Annotated in this window: 19 protein-coding genes, 1 tRNA gene and 1 pseudogene; 15 read left to right on the plus strand and 6 right to left on the minus strand. The window is 40.9% G+C overall.

Features of this window, described 5'->3' with window-relative positions:
* Positions 1-49: 49 nt before the first annotated feature.
* The 3 genes from MKI79_RS00150 to MKI79_RS00160 form a co-directional block, all read right to left on the minus strand.
* Complete coding sequence (locus tag MKI79_RS00150) at positions 50-442, minus strand: SirB2 family protein (RefSeq protein WP_241569864.1); 393 nt, start codon at positions 440-442, stop codon at positions 50-52.
* A gap of 63 nt (positions 443-505) precedes the next feature.
* On the minus strand, positions 506-823 hold the full coding sequence (locus MKI79_RS00155) for a BolA family protein (RefSeq protein WP_241569865.1): 318 nt from the start codon (positions 821-823) through the stop codon (positions 506-508).
* A 172-nt stretch (positions 824-995) separates the two neighbouring features.
* Positions 996-1,799, minus strand: coding sequence for a M48 family metallopeptidase (locus MKI79_RS00160; protein WP_241569871.1), 804 nt, complete (start codon positions 1,797-1,799; stop codon positions 996-998).
* A 214-nt stretch (positions 1,800-2,013) separates the two neighbouring features.
* On the opposite strand from MKI79_RS00160, the gene MKI79_RS00165 reads away from it, so the two are divergent.
* From MKI79_RS00165 to MKI79_RS00180, 4 genes are all read left to right on the plus strand, one after another.
* A tRNA-Gly gene (locus MKI79_RS00165) sits at positions 2,014-2,089 on the plus strand.
* A gap of 105 nt (positions 2,090-2,194) precedes the next feature.
* Entirely contained in the window at positions 2,195-2,677 is a 483-nt protein-coding gene (locus MKI79_RS00170) for a YchJ family protein (RefSeq protein ID WP_241569873.1), read from the plus strand.
* Positions 2,678-2,790: 113 nt separating this feature from the next.
* The gene (locus tag MKI79_RS00175) at positions 2,791-3,438 is read left to right on the plus strand and encodes a trimeric intracellular cation channel family protein (RefSeq protein WP_241569877.1); all 648 of its coding nucleotides are present in this window, start codon (positions 2,791-2,793) and stop codon (positions 3,436-3,438) included.
* A 656-nt stretch (positions 3,439-4,094) separates the two neighbouring features.
* Positions 4,095-5,066, plus strand: a complete 972-nt coding sequence (locus MKI79_RS00180) for a TerC family protein (protein WP_241569879.1) — start codon at positions 4,095-4,097, stop codon at positions 5,064-5,066.
* A 98-nt stretch (positions 5,067-5,164) separates the two neighbouring features.
* Here the strand turns inward: MKI79_RS00180 and MKI79_RS00185 are convergent, their stop codons facing one another.
* Positions 5,165-6,259: a zinc-binding metallopeptidase family protein gene (locus MKI79_RS00185; protein ID WP_241569881.1), complete on the minus strand. Its 1,095-nt coding sequence runs from the start codon at positions 6,257-6,259 to the stop codon at positions 5,165-5,167.
* 207 nt (positions 6,260-6,466) lie between these two features.
* Here MKI79_RS00185 and MKI79_RS11720 point away from each other — a divergent pair, with 207 nt between their 5' ends.
* From MKI79_RS11720 to htpG, 11 genes and pseudogenes are all read left to right on the plus strand, one after another.
* Entirely contained in the window at positions 6,467-6,577 is a 111-nt protein-coding gene (locus MKI79_RS11720) for a hypothetical protein (protein ID WP_407651522.1), read from the plus strand.
* 39 nt (positions 6,578-6,616) lie between these two features.
* A pseudogene (locus MKI79_RS00190) lies at positions 6,617-7,158 on the plus strand (IS1595 family transposase).
* A 133-nt stretch (positions 7,159-7,291) separates the two neighbouring features.
* Positions 7,292-9,253, plus strand: coding sequence for a BCCT family transporter (locus MKI79_RS00195; protein ID WP_241569882.1), 1,962 nt, complete (start codon positions 7,292-7,294; stop codon positions 9,251-9,253).
* Positions 9,254-9,512: 259 nt separating this feature from the next.
* Complete coding sequence (locus tag MKI79_RS00200) at positions 9,513-10,169, plus strand: potassium channel family protein (protein WP_241569884.1); 657 nt, start codon at positions 9,513-9,515, stop codon at positions 10,167-10,169.
* Between the two features lie 36 nt (positions 10,170-10,205).
* Positions 10,206-11,543, plus strand: coding sequence for a TrkH family potassium uptake protein (locus tag MKI79_RS00205; protein ID WP_241569885.1), 1,338 nt, complete (start codon positions 10,206-10,208; stop codon positions 11,541-11,543).
* Positions 11,544-11,794: 251 nt separating this feature from the next.
* Positions 11,795-12,340: a nucleotide exchange factor GrpE gene (gene grpE, locus MKI79_RS00210; RefSeq protein ID WP_241569887.1), complete on the plus strand. Its 546-nt coding sequence runs from the start codon at positions 11,795-11,797 to the stop codon at positions 12,338-12,340.
* A 181-nt stretch (positions 12,341-12,521) separates the two neighbouring features.
* Complete coding sequence (gene dnaK, locus MKI79_RS00215) at positions 12,522-14,471, plus strand: molecular chaperone DnaK (protein ID WP_241569895.1); 1,950 nt, start codon at positions 12,522-12,524, stop codon at positions 14,469-14,471.
* Between the two features lie 138 nt (positions 14,472-14,609).
* A complete protein-coding gene (gene vapB / locus MKI79_RS00220) occupies positions 14,610-14,840 on the plus strand; it encodes a type II toxin-antitoxin system VapB family antitoxin (protein WP_241569896.1) in 231 nt (76 codons plus the stop codon).
* Between the two features lie 11 nt (positions 14,841-14,851).
* Entirely contained in the window at positions 14,852-15,244 is a 393-nt protein-coding gene (gene vapC / locus MKI79_RS00225) for a type II toxin-antitoxin system tRNA(fMet)-specific endonuclease VapC (protein ID WP_407651510.1), read from the plus strand.
* An 18-nt stretch (positions 15,245-15,262) separates the two neighbouring features.
* Complete coding sequence (locus MKI79_RS00230) at positions 15,263-16,756, plus strand: DUF4365 domain-containing protein (RefSeq protein ID WP_241569900.1); 1,494 nt, start codon at positions 15,263-15,265, stop codon at positions 16,754-16,756.
* A gap of 117 nt (positions 16,757-16,873) precedes the next feature.
* Entirely contained in the window at positions 16,874-18,799 is a 1,926-nt protein-coding gene (gene htpG, locus MKI79_RS00235; protein ID WP_241569903.1) for a molecular chaperone HtpG, read from the plus strand.
* 342 nt (positions 18,800-19,141) lie between these two features.
* Here htpG and MKI79_RS00240 read toward each other — a convergent pair whose 3' ends face one another.
* Together MKI79_RS00240 and MKI79_RS00245 are read right to left on the minus strand one after the other, a co-directional pair.
* On the minus strand, positions 19,142-19,762 hold the full coding sequence (locus MKI79_RS00240) for a hypothetical protein (protein WP_241569905.1): 621 nt from the start codon (positions 19,760-19,762) through the stop codon (positions 19,142-19,144).
* Positions 19,763-20,160: 398 nt separating this feature from the next.
* Positions 20,161-21,474, minus strand: coding sequence for a DUF445 domain-containing protein (locus MKI79_RS00245; RefSeq protein ID WP_241569907.1), 1,314 nt, complete (start codon positions 21,472-21,474; stop codon positions 20,161-20,163).
* Positions 21,475-21,481: the final 7 nt, after the last annotated feature.

Raw genomic sequence — 21,481 nt, forward strand, 5'->3', positions numbered from 1 at the left:
TCAAAAAATATGTTAGTAATGACATCTCTAAAAACAATTTATTCAAAACTTAGCCGAGCTGTGGTTTGATCCCGATCAAAGCGAATAAGGCAAGAAATGCCACAATCGCAATCACTAAGCCTGCTTGACGTTGCACCAATAAGCGCTCTGATTTGCGACTAAAGGCTTTTATTGATGCAGATAAAATGACTAAAAATAAAATCACTTTGGCATAAAACCACATTTCAACCTGAAATTGATTGTCCCAAAGCAACCACAATCCCGACAAAATCAACACACTATAACTGAAATGTTGCAGCCCGACGATGATCTTGTTGGACACGGTGCGTTCAACCGTCCATTTTTTTAAAATCAAAATCGGAAAAGCACGCACAATCAATAAAATAAACACCAAACTGGCAATCGACATGTGTATGATTTTAATCAATAGGTGCTGATCCATAGTGGTTCTCTAGCTAAAACAGTGGCTTGAAATGAAAAATAAGAATAAAAAACTGAAATAAAGTTAACTGCTTGCATGCTTTGGTGCGTGCGCACAATTTGGACTGTCAGGACGTTCACCTGTCCATTCATCATGAGTATAGGCATGAATAGCTAAGGCGTGAATCTTGGAAGGCGCAAGTAAATCACCGACTAAGCTATATATCTTTTGATGGCGTTGAACCAAACGCAAACCTTGAAAAACATCACTGACGATGGTCACTTTAAAATGACTTTCTTTCCCAGGGAAATAGCCACCATGACCAGAGGATTCATTCAAAATTTCCAAATGGCTTGGTGAGCATTTTTGTAGTAATTCTTCAAGTTGAGTTTGCAGTTGCATAAGGCGACCTTTAATTCAAATATAACGCAAAAACTTTGTGCAAGGAGTGGATACAAATATAGCATATTTCAAGCAAAACGAAGTTTTCTTCAAAACTCCTAGAATCGCTACCATAAAAAAATACCGCATCATGAACGATGCGGTATTTTCAACTTTGCTTGACAATATGTGTTTAGCGTTTTGCTTGTTGATACAGTGGCATTACTTTTGGCATTAAAGCTTGTAAGTTTTGAATACGATTCGATGGATTCGGGTGGGTACTCAAGAACTGTGGCGAGCTTCCGCTACTTGCTGAAATCATTTTTTTCCACAGACTAATCGACGCATTCGGGTTATACCCTGCACGTGCCATCAGCTCGGTGCCAAGTACATCTGCTTCAGACTCCTGCGTACGGTTATTCGGTAAGCTGATACCGATCTGACCAACCATCTGCGCAAGTTGCGCTTGACCTTCAGATAGACCAGTCGCTGCCGCTATGATGCTTAAACCTGCTTGCTGTGCGTACTGACGAGATACATTTTCACGACCATGTTCACGCAGTGCATGTGCCATCTCGTGACCCATGATCGCAGCGATCTCATCATCAGTGAGTTTTAATCGGTCGATGATGCCTGTAAAGAACATGATCTTACCACCGGGCGCACAGAAGGCATTTAGCTCATTGCTCTTGATCAAATTGACTTCCCATTTCCAAGAAGACGCCTCTGGGCGAAGTACTTTTGCTTGTGGAATCAAACGGTTGGCAATGCGTTGTAAGCGTGCTTTTTGCGTACTATTGGTGTTCAATACACCTTTTGCCTGTGCTTGCGCTTTCATTTGGTTATAACTTTGCGCAGATAAGGCATTGACCTCGCTGTCAGATACCAGTAGTAATTGTTTGCGGTCTACACCCGTGGTACTTGTCGATGTTGAACTGGTACATCCTGTCACCGCCAAAGCACTTGCCAATACTGTTACGCTTAAAAACTTCTTCATCGTTACTCCGAGATTTTTACTATTTCTAGCCTCAGTGTATAACGATGGTATTGCAGATTAAGTATAAAAATTGATAACGAGAGTTAATAACGTAGACAAAAGATGAATAAAACTGATATCAAAGGACAAAAAAAGATGAATAAATGTGCATTCGGAGATTCGGAAATCGAAAACTGCTTGACCAAAATCGCCAATGCGCTATGATGTGGCGCATGCGGGAATAGCTCAGTTGGTAGAGCACAACCTTGCCAAGGTTGGGGTCGCGAGTTCGAGTCTCGTTTCCCGCTCCAAATTTTGAAAGATGTATGAAAAGCTTGAACATTGATTCAAGCTTTTTTTATGTCTACTATTTTTTCTTATTGTTAAAAAAATATAAACGAGCAAATATAGCAACGATGATGCAGTGTCCATGTGGTTCAAACCTTTCCTATTCAGCGTGCTGTGAAGTGCTACATCAAGGCAAAGCATTGGCACAGAATGCAGAACAATTGATGCGCTCACGCTATTGTGCATATGTGTTGCAAGAGATTGATTATATTGTTCAAACTACAGTGCCATCGCTAAAAAACTTACTTGATCGGCAAGCAATCTTGACATGGAGTAAGCAAACTAAATGGGATGGGCTCGACGTATTAGCGCATCAAGAAAAACTTGGAAAAAGTCATGCGAAGGTTGAGTTTAAAGCCTATTTTTTGACGTCCAATGCAACATCTGTATCGGTTCGTGATGCACATCATGAGCGTTCTGCTTTTGTCAAAATTGCCGAGCGGTGGTACTTCATTGATCCGACGGTAGCTCTGCCAACCATGAAACAGCCTTGTATTTGCTGTTCACAGAAAAAGTTTAAGCAGTGTTGTTATCCATACTTGATGCGCTAAATCGTAGTAATACGTCTGCTTTTACTGAGCAGGCTTTAGCGTCATTTTTCTCGAATTGATGAGAAATTTCGCTACAATATCGCTATCTTACGAAACACACTTTTGATGCAAATATGCTACTGACAGTTATTTATATTATTGCGATTACCGCTGAGGCGATGACAGGTGCGTTATCGGCTGGGCGACGCAGTATGGATTGGTTTGGGGTGATTCTAATCGCCTGTGTAACTGCGCTTGGTGGTGGTACGGTACGTGACGTGGTGCTTGGGCACTATCCATTGACTTGGGTGAAGCATCCTGAATATTTGATTCTGACCACATGTGCGGCGTTGTTTACGATTCTAATTGCCAATTGGATGAAGCATCTGCGCAATATGTTTTTGTTGCTTGATGCGCTTGGTTTGATTGGGTTTACCATTATTGGGAGTCAGGTGGCGATCGAGATGGGGCATGGTTTTGTCGTAGCAGGCGTTGCAGGCGTGTTGACTGGTGTGTCGGGTGGTATTCTTCGAGATATTTTGTGTAATGATGTGCCTTTAGTCTTCCGCCGTGAGCTCTATGCGAGTATTTCATTCGCTGCGGTGGTGTTTTATTGGGTGTGTTTGCATTACATCAATCTAAACCTTGAAATCACGGTCATTCTGACTTTAGTTTTTGGTTTTAGCTTACGTGTTGTGGCGATTTATTTTGGTTTAGAAATGCCAAAATTTATTTATAAAGAAGATGATGAGAGTTCGGCATCATCTACTGATGATCATTAAGTTTCGAGCTTCCAATTTAGTTAACTTATTCGATAAATTATGTTGTGCTTACTATGAAAAAGCGGAAAATTTTAGGCAAGGTCTTAAGGTTTATGCTCAAATACTAGGATTAACCTTCGGTTCGACCTACTTTTCTTTCGGGAAAAGTAGGCAAAACCATTTGTCAGTCGCAAACTCGGTCAAACGCCGAAATTAATACAATACCTTGAAAAACGGCATTTTATTAAAATTGTTCTGACCTCGAACAATGCGACTGACGTCCTTACGAATCAGATGATTTTTACTCATCTTAATTTAGAACTGGGATTGGGTTACTATTGTAGCTTTGATTATTTTGTGGCATGATTCGCACATTCTCGCTGAGTTGATCACAATTGATTCAGTGAACACAGTTTGACAAGGGGAGTAGCCTCCTCCAAACGAGAAGAAACTTTAAAATTTTTATCTTCTCGTGTCAGATATCGTCAATACACTTTGCAAAAAGTCGGTATCTGAGCATCGTTAATGATTTACACCGTTAAATCTTAAGCGATGTAGGCAAGACCTTGATCATGTTGGTACAGGTGTTTTTTAACATCTGGCGACTGGTCGAGGTTTTTTTGCGTCTATACGACGGATAAAAAATTTCCCCACATTGCCAGATGCAGGAGTGATTGATGGATTCTGTCGGTAATATATGGCTGTATTTGGTGTTTTTTGGCATCGTCTTTGTGATGCTATTGATTGATTTTCTTGGATTTAAGCAAAATCAAGGTGAAGCTGTTCCGGTCAAGAAAGCGGCTTGGTGGAGTGCGGCATGGGTCACTGTGGCGATGCTATTCGCAGGTGGTTTGTGGCTATATTTGCAACAAAGCATTGGTGTTGAAGTCGCTAACCAAAAGACTTTGGAGTACATCACAGGTTATCTGCTTGAAAAATCTTTAGCGATTGATAACGTTTTTGTGTGGTTGATGATCTTTGCTGCTTTCGCGATTCCGCCTGCGTTGCAACGTCAGATTCTGTTATACGGTGTGATTGGTGCAATTGTTTTACGAACCATTTTCATCTTGATTGGCGCATGGCTGGTTCAAGAGTTTTCGTGGATTCTTTATATTTTCGGTGCGTTTCTCGTCTATACAGGGATCAAATTCCTACGTGGTCAAGAGGAGGAGAGCAATGTCGAAAATATGGCATTGCTGAAATGGTTGCGTAAACATGTGCCGATCACGCAGTCTTTGCATGGTAATAAGTTCTTTGTGCGTGAGCAAGGCAAGTTGTGGATTACACCGTTATTTGTGGTGTTGATCTTGGTTGAGTTCTCTGATGTGATCTTTGCGGTGGATTCGATTCCTGCGATTTTTGCGGTCACAACCGACCCATTCATTGTACTAAGTGCAAACTTGATGGCGATCTTGGGACTTCGTGCGATGTTCTTCTTACTGTCAGGTGCGGCGGCGAAGATGCACTATCTGCCGTATGGTTTAGGGATTATCTTATTATTCATCGGCTTTAAGATGTTGATGCTCGATGTGTTCCATATGCCTGTATGGATTTCACTCGGCTTTATTGTTGTGGTGCTCAGTATTACGGCGTATATGTCGATTCAATATGCCAAAAAGCATGATGATAATTCTCCTGATGCGAATTAGCAGTAACAAGTTAGTAGTAATAAGTCATCCGTAATATTCAGAAAATAAAAAATCCTCCTAAAAGGAGGATTTTTTATGTAAAAGAGTTTTCTTAAAACTTAACAGCGTTGAATTTGATTAAAACGCTTATCTTCACGTTTATGTGCGCTGACTTGTTGCAAGACTTTGTGAATAAAGCGTAATTTATCTAACACCGTACTAGACAGAATAAACGGATAAGCGTCTTCAAGTCCCATACTTTGATTGAGTGAATTTAAACCATAAGATAATGCAAACCAGTTATTCAATGTGAGTTCGAAGTCTTGCGCATGAGTGGGTGCTTCGGTAAAGCGGAGTTCAGGTCCATTTTTATGACGCTTGTCCACGGTCATGCCAATGTGATATGCCGTATCTAAAGTGCTGAGCATATGTAGATAATGTGCCCATGTTTCCGCCCAATCTTCCCACGGATGGCTTGAGGCATAGGTGCTGATAAAGCGATCTTGCCAGTCTTTCGGAGCGCTATGTTCATAATAATGTTGCAAGGCTTGACTATAATCTTGACGCTCATCACCAAAAATCTGTCGAAACTCATTAATCCAGCCGGTATTGGCGATCAATACATCAAAATAATAATGCCCACTTTCATGACGAAAATGTCCAAGTAAAGTCCGATAATTCTCCCCCATCGTGATACGAGTTTGCTCTCGATACAGATGATCTGCTTCATAAGCATTCAGTGTAATCACGCCGTTGGCATGACCAGTCATCACAGGATGATCTTCAGTCGGTACGAGGAAGTGAAAGCTTAGACCAAGCAAATCTTCAGGGTTTTGCTTCGGGCGAGGGAAGATGTCAAGTCGCTGAGTAATGTATAAAAAACGACGTTTGGAAATTTCAAGCTTTGACCAATATTCAATATTTTTTTCTTCATGTAAGTTTGGAATCACCGAGGTGAGCTGACATGAACTACAAAACTGTGCAGGATCGTCAGCATCAATCATCCAGTTACAGACATGATATTCCTGATAATTGGCGCAGGGGCGATAATATTTTTCTGAACCATCCAATGCTAGCCAACCTTGCTCGGTTTGCTCGAATGTCACCAAATCCTGACTTGCAGGTAAGTAACCAACGACCTTATTGCAATTGATGCATAGGCTATTGGTGTACATAATCTGCGAATGGCAATGATTACAGTAAAAAACTTTCATAAAAGGGCAAACTAATCACAATCGTGTTCGATCATATTGTAGTTGGCTTAGATTGAAAAGTGGATGAGCAGATAAAGTGAAATATTTACTTAGCTACACTTGTTCAGTGTATGTTTTATGCGCTTTTTGAATAATTAACATTTCGTGATTTAGCGCATCTACTGTGGTTTTTATGAAACTTAGATTCTCACTTCAAAAGCAACATTCATCGCTGACAAAACACTTGATATTACTGCACAGCAGTCGATTGATAATACCCAAGGGCAATATAGTTCAACACAAGTCAATCTTGTGACAGCAAATTTAAATAGGGTCTAGATAACTTTATCACAAATCAAAAGGTGTTAAAGTTAGGCTATGACTGGTTTAAACAAATATTGTAAGCGTTCACATATTTCTGAGGCTAAGTTTAGACAAATAATCAAACTATTTTGTCATGATTTACCTGCGTCTAAAGTATCGCAAATGACAGATGTCAGTCGGGTGACCATCAACAGAATATATCTCAAGCTACGCATTCGTGTAGCGTATTTATGTGAGCAAGCATCGCCCTTATCAGGCGAAGTTGAAGTCGATGAAAGTTATTTTGGCGCACAGCGTGTACGTGGTAAACGTGGTCGTGGTGCAATTGGTAAAACCATCGCCTTTGGCATCCTGAAGCGTGAGGGCAATGTCTATACAGAATCCATCATGGTAAGAATGAATTTGCTAGAGGCAACTCACACATCAACGGTATTGAATTATTCTGGTCTTATGCCTAAAGAAGACTGAGAAAGTTTAATGGCATCGCTAATGAAAAATTCTATCTCCACCTAAAAGAATGTAAGTTTAGGTTTAACCATCGACATGAAAATCTTTATGCTAAACTACTTAAAGAATTAAGGGAAAATCCACTCTAAACTTATCTAGACCCTAAATGAAATATATAGTTTTGATCATTTTTTGAATCATTGTGTTGATTGAGACGGTGATCATTTCGGCTACGAATTATTTCATTTCACGTCTTATTACAGATTTAAAACTGGGGGAAATATGTCTTCCAAAACACCTTCTTGGTTTGCCAATGTCAATCCAAATGTGTTTTTTAGCACGGTGATCGTGATTGCGATTTTTATGGGATTGGTGCTCCTGACACCTGATGCGTTTGATCTCATCACACAACGATTAAATACATGGATTACTACATCGTTTAGTTGGTTCTATGTGCTTTCTGTGGCGATATTCTTATTGTTATTGGCTTATTTTGCACTGTCTGATGCAGGGAAAATCAAATTAGGTCCTGACCACAGCCAACCTGAATATAGCAATAAATCATGGTTCGCCATGCTCTTTACCGCAGGTATGGGGATTGGCTTGATGTTCTTTGGGGTGGCAGAGCCGATCATGCATTATGCCAGTCCACCAACAGGTGATCCTGAAACGATTGATTCTGCTCGGCAGGCGATGCGAGTGACCTTTTTCCATTGGGGCTTACATGCTTGGGGTATCTATGCTTTGGTGGGGTTGTCATTGGCTTATTTTGCGTATCGACATAATTTACCGCTCAAAGTTCGCTCTGCACTCTACCCCATGATTGGTCAGAAGATTCATGGTCCGATCGGTGATGGCGTGGATACTTTTGCTACGATTGGTACCGTATTTGGTGTGGCGACAACGCTTGGCTTTGGGGTGACACAGATCAATTCGGGGATGAATTATCTTTTTGGTATTGAAACCTCGACGACAGCTCAAGTGTGGCTGATTATCGTCGTCAGTATGATGGCATCTGTATCTGTGGTGCTAGGTGTGGACAAAGGCATCAAACGCTTATCAGAATTGAATTTGATTTTAGCGATCAGTTTATTGCTTTTTGTGTTCTTCGCAGGTCCAACGATTTATCTATTGCAGACCACTTTGCAAAACGTCGGTGATTACCTCAGTAATCTATTTAGCATGACATTCAATCTCTATGCCTATCAGCCGAATGGTTGGATAGGTGGTTGGACGATCATGTATTGGGCGTGGTGGATTTCGTGGTCGCCATTTGTGGGAATGTTTATTGCACGTGTGTCCAAAGGGCGTAGCGTGCGTGAGTTCATCGTTGGTGTGATGTTGATTCCAACAGGTTTTACATTGATTTGGATGGGCTTTATGGGTAATGCAGGATTGTATAATATCCTGCACAAAGGTCAGCAAAGTTTATTGACAGCGACACAGCAAGACTCATCAATGGCGCTATTTGAGTTCTTATCCATGATGCCTTTGGGTGGTGTGTTCCAAGTCGTAGCAACGGTATTGATCATTTTATTCTTTGTCACTTCGGCAGATTCGGGTGCGTTGGTGATGGATTATCTGACAGCGAAATCTGATAATTCACCGATATGGCAACGTCTGTTTTGGACTGCACTGGTGGCGTTTTTGGCAATCATATTGCTCTTGGCGGGCGGGCTTAAAGCCTTGCAATCGGCAACGATCATGAGTGCCTTACCATTTACCGTGATTATGTTATTGATCTGTATTGGATTGATCAAAGCCTTAAAGGTCGATGTGACAAGAATGCACGCTTTGCAAGGTGCGCGGACGACTCCATATGCTCTAAAAAATCCACGCAGTTGGCAACAACGTCTTGGCTTGATCATGCACTATCCACATCGTCAAGCGGAAGTTGCTCAGTTCATTCAGGATAATGTTCGACAAGCCTTTCTCAAGCTCGAAAAAGAGTTTGGTGTGCGTAATCTTGAAGTTCAAATCTCAGAGATAGAACAGGGCTTACAACTGAGCGTTGATCATCTCAAAGAGATCAATTTTATCTATCAAGTGGTCGCAACAGAAACTGCACCACCGAGCTTTATGGCAGATATGACTTCAGACGGTGAAGTTTATTATCAAGCTGAGGTGTTCTTGCGTGCAGGCGGTCAGGGCTATGATGTGATGGAATGGACAGTGGATGATTTGCTTCAAGACATTATTGACCAATATGAACGTCATCTGCATTTCTTGAGTGTCGTGCGTTGATCTTGTCACGTTAAAATCTCATTATGCTTAAAAAGCCATTCGAGCCATCGGGTGGCTTTTTCATATGAACGATAATTTTTAAGCAATGAAAAATCGAAAATTAGAAAACGCCAATGGAGAAAAACCGTTACGGCAATGAATCTAGTACAAATTCTTGCGTTAGGTAAATAGGGTTAGTGGATTGGATGTGCTATATTTTTCTCAAAAATACGTGCGCTTGAAAGTTGAGCGACAATAGATATAACACAGGTAGTATTTCATGGCGCAATTTGCAGTGATCGGATTGGGTAGCTTTGGTGCAACGGTTGCAACCGAGCTTGCCGCACTCAAGCATGATGTGATTGGCATTGATTTGGTCAAAAAGAATGTTGAGAATATTTCCGAAAAACTAACGCATGCGGTGATCGCTGATGCCACCGATGAAACCGTGCTAAAAGAGCTAAATATTCAAAGTAGCGATGCGGTGGTGGTCGCTATTGGTGAAGACATCGAAGCCAGTATTCTGTGTGTTTTGCATCTAAAAAATATGGGTGTGGAAAATATCTTGGCAAAAGCCAAAACCAATGCGCATCATATGATCTTGTCACATTTTAAAATCAAAAAAATCATTCACCCTGAAGAAGACATGGGTGTGCGGGTCGCACAAGCCTTGAACTATCCGTGGGTCAGTCGCTATATGTCGCTTGGTGATGATCATTACATCGTCAAAGTGGTGATTCCACTGCATTTGCGTGGTGTAAATCTACTTGGACTGATTAACAAGGCGAATGACATCACCATCGTTTTACTGAAACGACAGCAAAAAGTGGTATGTACTTTTGATCCTGAGTTTACCCTAGAATTGAATGATATTTTGGTCTTGGAAGGACCATTAGTTGAGTTGAAAAAACTCTCCAATCGCTTCTTAAAAGTTTAAAAACTACTTTTAAAAAAACCATCAAAGTATCTCGCCATGAATGCACTCAACCTGAAGAATAAAATCGTCAATCTCAGCCCACCGAGTATGTTGGCATTGGGATTTTTGAGTTTTATTGTGATGGGGACGATTTTGCTGATGTTGCCTGTGTCGCATCATGGCGATCTGTCGTTGATGACGGCATTTTTTACAGCGACATCTGCGGTGACCATTACAGGGTTGTCTGTGGTTTCTATCAATGAAACGTATACCGTGTTTGGTCAGTTGATGATTTTGCTGATGATCCAAGCAGGTGGTTTAGGGTTTATTACTTTTGCGATCTTGGCGGCACTGAGTCTATCCCCCAAGATCGGACTGAAACAGCAAATCTTTGCGCAAAACGCTTTAGGGCAAACCAGTCTACACAATGTCACTTTCGTTGCCAAAGGCGTGTTGATCTATACACTCTTTTTTGAATTGATTGGGTTTATCTTTTTACTGGTGGCGTGGTATCCCCAGTTTGGTTTAACGCATAGTGCTTATTACGCATTGTTTTATAGTGTGTCTGCTTTTAACAATGCAGGATTTACTTTATTTGATAACAGCTTGATGGAGTTTCAGAACAACTTTTTGCTCTGCATGACGGTCAGTACCCTGTACATCTTGGGAGGAATTGGTTTTGTAGTATTTATGGACATCAAGCAAGCGAAGGTGTGGCGTAAGCTCAACATCAATTCAAAAGTCATTTTGTCCAGTGTGTTGATTATTAACCTCGTTGCTTTCGTTTTACTTTGGGCACTTGAAGCGAATAATCCAAATACCATTGGCAATATGAATACCGCACAACAAGCCACCCATGCGTGGTTTCAGGCGACTGTGCCAAGATCATCGGGCTTTAACAGTGTCGATACTGCGTCGATGACCAATGCCTCAACCTTTCTCATGATGCTCCTCATGTTCATTGGTGGAGGCTCGCTGAGTACCGCAGGCGGTATCAAAGTCGGGACATTTGTGATTTTACTGCTGAGCGTGATTTCATTTTTACGTCGTAATAATGAAACCAGTATTTTTAAGCGTTCGATCTCTCATGAGTTGACCTTTAAAGCATTGGCGGTGACGCTGATCACCTGTTTTTTCATTATTTTTGGCATGTTTTTATTGCTCATCTTTGAGCCAGAGATGGAATTTATCGACGTAGTCTTTGAAGTGTTGTCGGCGGCGTGTACCGTTGGGTTATCACGAGGGATTACCTCGCAGTTGCATGATGGTAGCTTATTGACCTTAATTTTCTTGATGTATGCAGGGCGTCTTGGACCGTTGACTTTGGTTTATCTGATCGCCACACCGAAGAAAAGCCGTGTGCAATATCCATCTGCCGATATTCAGATTGGTTAAATTATCCGTTTTACAAGTTGCGAATGGTGCAAAATCACCATTCGCATGATCAAAATTGACTTTAATTTCAAAAAAATCATAAAAATTCAGCTTTCAAGCGATCTCCCTGCTTGAATTTCACCTGCTTAGCCCATACTCATCAAGCAATCGTTATTTAATTTTTAGATGAACACTGCAGTTTCGCATCATGTTTGATCGCAACAGCGTTTCGAGGACTGCATATGTTTGATTTTTTTAAACGGAGAACATCAATGTCAACTGAGCACAATGAGCAAGCTCAAGATCAGACTGTAGATCAAGAACAAGATCTTGAAAATACAGAAACCAATGAAAATGCTGAAGAAGTGACAGTAGAAGATTTACAAGCGCAAATTGGCAAATTGGCAGAAAGCCTAAAGCTCGAAAAAGCCCGTGCTGCCAATGCCATTTACGAATCTGAAAAAGTCAAAGAACGTCTTGAACGTGAAGCAGATTCAGCGAAAAAATTTGCTTTAGAAAAATTTGCCAAAGGCTTGCTTGATTCAGTAGATAACCTTGAACGTGCGATCCAAGCCGCAGGTGAAGAAAAAACGCCACTGCTTGAAGGTGTCGAACTGACTTTGAAATCGTTACTCAGCACCTTAGAAAAGCATGAGATTGCAGTGGTCGATGTCAACAATGGCTTTAATGCAGACCTACATCAAGCGGTCGGTATTGACCCAAATGCCAAAGCAGGCGAGATCGGTAACGTGTTGCAAAAAGGCTATACCTTATCAGGTCGATTGCTCCGTCCTGCAATGGTTACAGTCGGTCAGTAAGCAGAAAAATCGAGCGCATTTGTAGAAATTTTTCAGCACATTGACTTGAAAAAAAAACAAATGCTCTCATATCGGATAACAAGAAAATCCCTTTTCGAAGCATCGCTTCTCATCCCCTTTGCCAAAGGTGAAGAACGCTGTTCTGCAAGAGGGGATTCAAAATTATTGAGGAACAAATCAAATGGCTAAAATTATCGGTATTGACTTAGGTACAACCAACTCATGTGTTGCGGTACTTGAAGGCGATAAAGTCAAAGTAATTGAAAACGCTGAAGGCGCACGTACCACACCATCAATCATCGCTTATAAAGACGGTGAAATCTTGGTGGGTCAATCTGCAAAACGTCAAGCAGTCACCAACCCGAAAAACACATTATTCGCCATCAAGCGTTTGATCGGTCGTCGTTATGAAGACCAAGCGGTACAAAAAGACATCGGTCTTGTGCCTTACAAAATCATCAAAGCAGACAATGGTGATGCTTGGGTGGATGTAAATGATAAAAAACTTGCACCACAACAAGTTTCTGCTGAAATCTTGAAAAAGATGAAGAAAACAGCGGAAGACTATCTTGGTGAAACCGTGACAGAAGCAGTCGTGACTGTACCTGCATACTTCAATGATGCACAGCGTCAAGCGACTAAAGATGCGGGTAAAATCGCAGGTTTAGACGTAAAACGTATCATCAACGAACCAACTGCTGCGGCACTTGCATTCGGTATGGACAAGAAAGAAGGCGACCGTAAAATCGCTGTATACGACTTGGGTGGTGGTACTTTTGACGTATCAATCATCGAAATTGCTGACTTAGACGGCGACCAACAGATCGAAGTATTGTCAACTAATGGTGATACATTCCTCGGTGGTGAAGACTTTGACAACGCATTGATTGAATACTTGGTTGAAGAATTCAAGAAAGACCAAAGCGTGAATCTGAAAAATGATCCATTGGCATTGCAACGTCTTAAAGAAGCAGCGGAAAAGGCAAAAATCGAATTGTCTTCTTCGACTTCGACTGAGATCAACTTGCCATATATCACTGCTGATGCGTCTGGTCCAAAACACTTGGTGATCAACGTGACACGTGCCAAACTTGAAAGCTTAGTTGCTGACCTTGTTGCACGTACCATTGAGCCTTGCCGTATCGCACTCAAAGACGCTGGTCTATCATCTTCAGAAATCTCTGATGTGATCTTGGTCGGTGGTCAATCTCGTATGCCACTTGTACAACAAAAAGTACAAGAATTCTTCGGCAAAGAGCCACGTAAAGACGTGAACCCTGACGAAGCGGTTGCGATTGGTGCAGCGATTCAAGGTGCGGTATTGTCTGGTGACAAGAACGACGTTCTTCTTCTTGACGTGACACCGTTGACACTCGGTATCGAAACGATGGGCGGTGTGTTGACACCAATCATTGAGAAAAACACCACGATTCCTGCGAAGAAATCTCAAGTATTCTCAACAGCAGCGGACAACCAACCTGCGGTAGACATTTCGGTCTATCAAGGTGAGCGTAAGATGGCACAACAAAACAAATTGTTGGGCAACTTCCAGTTGGGTGATATCCCACCTGCGCCACGTGGTGTACCGCAAATCGAAGTGTCATTCGATATCAATGCTGATGGTATCTTGAAAGTATCTGCAAAAGACAAGAGCACTGGTAAAGAGCAATCGATTCAAATTAAAGCAAACTCTGGTTTGTCTGATGCTGAAATCGAAGCAATGATCAAAGATGCTGAGGCGAATGCTGAGGAAGATCGCAAGTTTGAAGAATTGGCAAAAGCACGTAACGAAGCAGATGCCTTGATCTCAAGCGCACAAAAAGCGGTGAAAGACCTCGGCGAGCAAGTGACTGATGAAGAAAAAACAGCAGTCGAAACCGCAGTGTCTGAGCTAGAAGCAGCAACCAAAGAAAATGATGCGGACGAGATCAAAGCGAAAACTGAAGCACTACAAAACATCTTGATGCCGATCACACAACGTGCCTATGAACAAGCACAAGGTGCAGCAGGCGGTGCGGGTGCACAGGACTTTGATCCAAACGCATTCAACCAACAAGCTGGTGGTTCGCAAAAAGCCGATGATGGTGTGGTAGATGCTGAGTTCACTGAAGTGAATGACGACAAGAAATAAGTCTTAATTAGGCTAAAAGAAACGCTCACAATGTGGGCGTTTTTTTATGCAAATTCTTTAAGATAGAAATTAGATATTGCATATGTAGTGGTATATACTCTATGTATATTGCACGGTATTTAAGAAGAGGAGCATATTATGACAATAACATCCATTTTTATGAACAACCGCACCCAAGCCGTTCGACTGCCTGCGACATTTCGTTTTTCTTCAGAGGTTAAAAATGTCTATGTGCGAAAAATTGGTGTGGAACGGGTGATTAGTCCTGTGGATCAAGTGTGGGATAGTTTTTTTACGGATAAAAACTTAAAAGTAATGGATGATTTTGAACGTGGCGAGCAAATCGAAAGTATCCGAGAGTCATTTTGATGCTGAAATATATGCTCGATACCAACATTGCCATCTATGTGATTAAACACAAGCCTGAACAGATGCGTGAACGATTTAATGCGGTCGCAACGCAGATTTGTGTCAGCAGTATCACCGTTGCAGAATTAATCTACGGTGCAGAAAATAGTGCCAATCCTACGCATAACATGAAGGTGGTAGAGAACTTTTTGTCGCGCTTACAGGTCTTGGATTATGATGCAGAAGCGGCGATGCAGTATGGCAATATCAAAGCCTATTTGCGTAAGCAAGGACAACTCATCAGTGATAATGATCTGCACATTGCAGGGCATGCGAGAAGTAAGGGTTTGGTCGTGGTGACCAATAATCTAAAAGAATTTGAACGTGTGCCTGCACTGCAACTCGAAAATTGGGTTAATCCATAGTTGATTGGAAGTACTTAAATGTTAAACTCGATCACGGAAAGGACAGCTATATACACTGTAGCTAATTATTTTACTCAACTCGGTTGGATTTTTAGAGAACAAGCTAATTCAGATTTCGGAATTGATGCATTAGTTGAGGTTGCTAAGAATGGTAGACCGACGGGGCAGTTGATTGCTTTGCAGATCAAAGGTGGTAGTTCAAATTTTAGAAAAACTAAAACAGGATTAACATTTTACTTCGAAGAACGCCATAAATTGTATTGGTTAAACTTCCGAATACCTGTTCTGGTCATATTGCATGACCCATTAAGTGATAGCATGTTTTGGGGAGAGGTGAACGGAGATTCGATCAAGCCAACTCGCAAAATGTGGAAACTGCAAATTCCTTATGGTAATCAACTCACAGTTTTATCTAAACACGCTCTCGAACAAACCTTATCCTGTAGCAAAATCTATGTAGATATTGATCTCAAAAATTCTACAGACCTGATTGATTTGAGTGAAAAAGTAGACGAAGACGACTCATATTGCGAAATCATTAATAGTGAGGTTGATGGATTAGAACTTATTGTAAATACGGAAAACTATTCAGAAAATATAAAACTCTCTTATAAGCCAAAAAATTCAGATTGGGATGATGATCGTAATCGTCTGAAATGGACAGATAGACGTTATTTTTTATTCGAAAAATTATTGAACTATATATCTAGTGTAATGCAAAGTTGTGATATTTATAAGCTGACAGAGGCTGTAGAAGAAATAAAGTGTTTAATCAAACAAGGTGGATTGAATAAGGTTGATGAGTTTTTGTTTGATTATAATAATATAGATAGTGATATTCCAAAATATGCAGAATTTATAAATACAATTGAAAGATTTCTTTTTTTAAATGAACTCGATAAGCACGGCTTGGAAGTTTGTACTGGGGATGAGGAAGTTTATTTTTATATAAATAATGAAAGTTACATTGTAGATACTTTTGAAGGAAAAATAAAAAATCTAAAAGATTGCATTGACAACCAATCCTACAATGATCTTCTCGCAATGACGGATATAAGTATTTGGAGCACCATTTATTGTGATGCTGGAATTGAAAAAGATAAGTTTATCCCTGTAATGTACGATTTATGGGAGATGTATTGGGATGACGAGTATGAGCGGATTAAAAAGTCTATCAAAGAATGTCAGAATGCAAATGTAGTGGTAGACGAAAACTCACTAACTGCAACAAAATATCTAGACAAATTGAAGAATAAATCTTGGAGGAGTTTTCAATTATTTTCAGAGGGGTATAATGATGCAGGAGATATTATTGCTTATGCGTATAATTTAGATTTTTCAATTTTATATCCTATGGCTATTGTCGCAATGATGAATGTTTTTGATCAAGAAATTTGTTATTGGGAATATTGTGACTTCCATTTCTCTAGTGAAAATTGGGAGCTAATTTTTATGGATGATGAGTTAGATGATTCAAAACCAGCGTTTTATATCCAAAAAATAGAATACTAAAATAATTTTTTAATTCTTTATTAAATTGCACATTCTTCCTATTGAAAAACCATGCCATCATCGCCATTGATGACTCATTCAAATATTTTTACTGCAAAAATTTAAAGGAGTTCATCAATGAGCGAGCAAAATGCCTCACAAAAACACAGCTTCCAAGCTGAAGTTGCACAACTACTGCATTTAGTCACACATTCTTTGTATTCCAATCCAGAAATTTTCCTGCGTGAATTGATTTCCAACGCCTCAGATGCCTGCGACAAATTGCGCTTTGAAGGCATAAACCATCCTGAATATTACGAAGATGCGCCTGACCTCCGTGTTCGTGTCAGCCTTGATAAAGACAATAAAACCATTACCATCTCTGATAATGGGATCGGGCTAAGTGAACAAGAAGCGATTGATAACCTCGGTACGATCGCAAAATCAGGCACCAAAGACTTCATGTCGAAGCTCACAGGCGACCAAAAGTCAGATGCACAGCTCATCGGTCAGTTTGGTGTCGGCTTTTATTCAGGCTTTATCGTTGCCGATAAAATCACCGTAGAGTCACGCCGTGCAGGCTCGCCAGCTAATCAAGGCGTGCGTTGGGTGAGTGGCGGTACAGGCGATTTTGAAGTGACTCAAATCGACAAAGCAGGTCGTGGCACAGACATCATTTTACATTTGCGTGATGATGCGCTCGACTATCTTGAAAGCTATAAAGTGAAGCAGATCATCAATAAATATTCTGATCACATCAGCTTGCCAATCGAAATGCAAAAAGAAGTGTGGCAGGAAGAAGAAACTGCTGAGGGTGAAGAGCCGAGCAAAGGCGGTGAGATGGTCAAAACCGATGAATGGGAAGCGATCAACTCAGCCAGTGCGTTGTGGACTCGGAGCAAATCAGAAGTGACTGATGAGCAATATGTTGAGTTTTATAAAAACCTCAGCCACGCATTCGATGAGCCACTTGCATGGTCACATAACCGTGTTGAAGGCACCACCGAATATACGCAACTGCTCTATATCCCAAGCAAAGCACCGTACGATCTATTTACCCGTGAGTCGAAAGCAGGCATCAAACTCTATGTGAAACGTGTGTTTATTATGGACGATGCGGACAATCTAATTCCAAATTATCTGCGTTTTGTCCAAGGTGTGGTGGATAGTGCCGACTTACCGCTGAATGTGAGTCGTGAATTACTGCAAGAAAGCCGAGATGTGAAAACCATTCGTGAAGGCAATGCACGCCGTGTCTTGACCATGATTGATGGCTTGGCAAAATCAGACGATGAAAAAGACCAAGAGAAATTTAAAACCTTCTATGCGGAATTTGGTTCAGTGATCAAAGAAGGCTTGGGTGAAGACTTTGGTAATCGTGAACGTATCTTAAAACTTTTGCGCTTTGCGACTTCGAATAATGACGAGATCAGCACCTCATTGGCAGACTACAAAGCCAATATGAAAGAAGGGCAAAAGGCGATTTATTACGTCACTGCGGATAGCTTGACCACTGCGAAGAACTCGCCACAGCTTGAATTATTCAAGAAAAAAGGCATTGAAGTCTTGCTCATGGCGGATCGTGTTGATGAATGGGCGATGAATTTCGTACATGAGTTTGACGGTACACCAATGCAAAGCATTGCCAAAGGTGCAGTTGATTTGGGTGATCTACAAGATGCTGAGGAGAAGAAGGCGCTTGATGAAGCGACTGAAAAATTCAAACCCGTCGTGGAAAAACTCAGTGATTCATTGAAAGATAAAACCAAAGAAGTACGTTTGACCAGTCGTTTGGTGGATTCTCCAGCATGTTTGGTGACAGGTGATGGCGAGCTTTCTCCGCAGTTGATCCGTATGCTTAAAGATGCAGGTCAAGCGGTGCCTGAAAGCAAACCGATCTTGGAAATCAATCCGTCACATCCATTGGTACAAAAGCTCGAAGGCAGTGCGCAGTTTGACGATTTAGCCAATGTGATTTTTGACCAAGCCTTGATTGCTGAAGGTGGATTACCTGATAATCCTGCGGAATATGTGAAGCGTATCAATAGCTTATTGTTGAAATAATATTCTTCTTAGAAATGTGTTTTTGGGGTTTTAGGGGCGTGCCCCTAAACTTCCCACATTTTACCAGTCGCCAAAGGCGACTGGTAAAATGTGCTGAAGAATATAATTGTTCTAAATAGATCTACTGCTTATATTCGTGTGTCACGATTAACCTTCGGTTCGACCTACTTTTCTTTCGGGAAAAGTAGGCAAAACCATTTGTCAGCCGCAAACTCGGTCATATACCAGAATTTATCCTAACAGTGTTAAGAACATCATCTTACAGATGGTGTCCTGACCTCGAACAATGCGACTGACGCTTCTACGATTCAGATAAATTTTATTAGTCTTAAACAAACAATGTTAGTTGAGCTTTATTGGTTCACTCAATTCTAATTGTTGATCAACTTTTTGGATTTGATATGGCTTTTCTAATGATGGATTGCTTGGATAAGATTTCCCATCAAAAGAGAACTTCACCTGACCAACACCTTTACTATATACCGATAGATCAGACCAGCCATTTTGCTTAGTCGATAGCTGATAAATCGGTGTATTGGTCACAGTGGTTTTCGTGATCAAACTCAAGCTATGATCATTTTTGGCATGATAAATTAACATGGTGCAACCACCTGAGCCACACCACTCATTACCTTGCAATAGCACCACCACATCTTTGATCTGATCGCCGTTGAGATCCCGCCATGCTTCGAGATAATCCGTTTTCCCATAACTATGCTCAATCACTGTCGGTAATAGATAGCGTGCTAATTCACGGTCTTTGGTCGCATCATCTTTTAAATCATTATCTTTCAAACCACTATCTTTCAAATCATTCGCCGAAGTATTTTCAATTGGATTGGATGGTGTCGCTTGGGATTGATCTGTGGAAGATTTGTCCAAGGAATCTGGCTGATTGTTGATATAACTACATGCGATTATCGTGCTAGAAAGTAGCACCAAACTAAAAAATCGAATCATCATCAAACTGTAACCTAAATAATTTAAGCTATATCTTATAAGAACAATCTACACTACCTGTTATAAACAATGAACAAAAACGTAAATACCGTGTAGAAGTAAAAATCTGAGCTACGTTGCTCTTGTAAGCAAATGCTTACGTGATGAAGTGCATTTGTCGTCTTTGCGAAAGTCAAATAATTTTCTATTATAAACTTATTGCGAGACAGGATGTTTCCAACGCAAAGTACAGGATGTACAGAGTTAGCAGGATGCGACTCAAGCCGAATTCAAAGTAACCTCGACAGGATGTCGGGGTTGTTTTCGTTTTGGGCTATGTAAAATTTATCCTTAAAAATATAACTGAGAAGTTTTGAGATTGAAAGTGCTAAATTGTTTGAGAAATAGCACTCAAAACATATTTAGATAAAGTGCTCGACCAAAGCACGGAATATCCCCAAACATAGTCCAATAAAGGCACCAACCACCACACCATTAACTCGGATCATATGTAGATCGCCACCGACTTCGGTTTCGATCTTGTCTATCATCTCATGCGAATCCCACTCATGAATACGCTCACTGATAAAGCGAATCACCTTGTCACTATAGTCGTTGCTGAGTTGTACAGCGATTTGGCTAAAGCGTTGATTAAAAACTTCACGAACGGCTTGATTGCGCTCGACATTTTGTCCGAGTTGCATGATCACTGCATGAAGATTACTCGCAATGCCTGAGTTTTCTTGTTCCAGATCTTGTTTGATCGCTTGGCAGAGGATCGCCACTGAACTACCAATAAAGTTGACCAATTGCTGGCTTTCCAGCAGTTGATTTTTACTGTCATCCAGCTGAATACTAAGCTCACTGTCATTGTCTGCGAGTTGCTCCATGATACGACGTGCTTGTTCTTCTAGTTGCATGCGCCACGGATGTTCAGGATTGCCTAGCATCTGTTCAACTTTTGAGATAAAGGCATTAATCGTGCGCTGTTGCACGTCGATACCAATCCACGTCGCACCTTTGGCAAGTGTGCCGACACCCAATTCATAAAATAGTTTTTCAGTGAGTTGGTAGGTGCGTTCAGGATTGTTCCGTACCCAATTGTGTGCCATATCCAAGCCACGTTGTAGCATTTCTTGATGAAAGTCATTGTCTAAGACCGCACGAAGCATTTCACTGAGTAGGTGATTGAACTTGGTATTTTTTAACCATTGAATGCTATTGTCTTGAATGAATTGACTAATCTGATGTTGTTCAACAAATTCAAAAATTTTAGGTACACCGAACTGTACGACATCGACGATCTTTTGACTATTTTGCTGTTGTTGTAACCATTGTCCAACTGCAAGACTAAGGTCAATTTTATTTAAACTACTTTGAACGACTGTAGGCGAGAGGAAATTCTCTTGAACAAAACGTCCCATTGACTCAGCAATACGCGCTTTATTTCGTGGAATGATTTCGGTGTGATCACGAAGCAGTTTTGGCAGTGGAATTTTGCCAAATGGATTGCGAAATAGCACAGTGATGGCGTACCAATCGGCGAGTCCACCGACGACACCTGCTTCGGCAGAGAGCATCAAAATATGAATGAGCCAAACATAATCAGGAAAGATTTTTGCCAAGACCATCAGGATGATCCAACACACGATGGCAACAATTAAGGCAATGGTCGCCAGTTTTCTTGAGCGATCTAAGCTTGGAACTTCAACCTCATCATGTGGGTAGTCTGTCATTGGCAAT

This window comes from Acinetobacter sedimenti, from assembly GCF_022601685.1.
In the GTDB taxonomy this organism is placed as follows: domain Bacteria; phylum Pseudomonadota; class Gammaproteobacteria; order Pseudomonadales; family Moraxellaceae; genus Acinetobacter; species Acinetobacter sedimenti.

What these genes read in the sequence shown, in the direction of transcription:
- MKI79_RS00185 (WP_241569881.1), bottom strand. Translation starts at nt 6,259, where the DNA reads ATGAAAGTTTTTTACTGTAATCATTGCCATTCGCAGATTATGTACACC.
- MKI79_RS00230 (WP_241569900.1), top strand. Translation starts at nt 15,263, where the DNA reads ATGTTAAACTCGATCACGGAAAGGACAGCTATATACACTGTAGCTAAT.
- dnaK (WP_241569895.1), top strand. Translation starts at nt 12,522, where the DNA reads ATGGCTAAAATTATCGGTATTGACTTAGGTACAACCAACTCATGTGTT.
- grpE (WP_241569887.1), top strand. Translation starts at nt 11,795, where the DNA reads ATGTCAACTGAGCACAATGAGCAAGCTCAAGATCAGACTGTAGATCAA.
- vapC (WP_407651510.1), top strand. Translation starts at nt 14,852, where the DNA reads ATGCTCGATACCAACATTGCCATCTATGTGATTAAACACAAGCCTGAA.
- MKI79_RS00200 (WP_241569884.1), top strand. Translation starts at nt 9,513, where the DNA reads ATGGCGCAATTTGCAGTGATCGGATTGGGTAGCTTTGGTGCAACGGTT.
- MKI79_RS00170 (WP_241569873.1), top strand. Translation starts at nt 2,195, where the DNA reads ATGATGCAGTGTCCATGTGGTTCAAACCTTTCCTATTCAGCGTGCTGT.
- MKI79_RS00150 (WP_241569864.1), bottom strand. Translation starts at nt 442, where the DNA reads ATGGATCAGCACCTATTGATTAAAATCATACACATGTCGATTGCCAGT.
- vapB (WP_241569896.1), top strand. Translation starts at nt 14,610, where the DNA reads ATGACAATAACATCCATTTTTATGAACAACCGCACCCAAGCCGTTCGA.
- htpG (WP_241569903.1), top strand. Translation starts at nt 16,874, where the DNA reads ATGAGCGAGCAAAATGCCTCACAAAAACACAGCTTCCAAGCTGAAGTT.
- MKI79_RS00180 (WP_241569879.1), top strand. Translation starts at nt 4,095, where the DNA reads ATGGATTCTGTCGGTAATATATGGCTGTATTTGGTGTTTTTTGGCATC.
- MKI79_RS00175 (WP_241569877.1), top strand. Translation starts at nt 2,791, where the DNA reads ATGCTACTGACAGTTATTTATATTATTGCGATTACCGCTGAGGCGATG.
- MKI79_RS00160 (WP_241569871.1), bottom strand. Translation starts at nt 1,799, where the DNA reads ATGAAGAAGTTTTTAAGCGTAACAGTATTGGCAAGTGCTTTGGCGGTG.
- MKI79_RS00205 (WP_241569885.1), top strand. Translation starts at nt 10,206, where the DNA reads ATGAATGCACTCAACCTGAAGAATAAAATCGTCAATCTCAGCCCACCG.
- MKI79_RS00245 (WP_241569907.1), bottom strand. Translation starts at nt 21,474, where the DNA reads ATGACAGACTACCCACATGATGAGGTTGAAGTTCCAAGCTTAGATCGC.
- MKI79_RS00240 (WP_241569905.1), bottom strand. Translation starts at nt 19,762, where the DNA reads ATGATGATTCGATTTTTTAGTTTGGTGCTACTTTCTAGCACGATAATC.
- MKI79_RS00195 (WP_241569882.1), top strand. Translation starts at nt 7,292, where the DNA reads ATGTCTTCCAAAACACCTTCTTGGTTTGCCAATGTCAATCCAAATGTG.
- MKI79_RS00155 (WP_241569865.1), bottom strand. Translation starts at nt 823, where the DNA reads ATGCAACTGCAAACTCAACTTGAAGAATTACTACAAAAATGCTCACCA.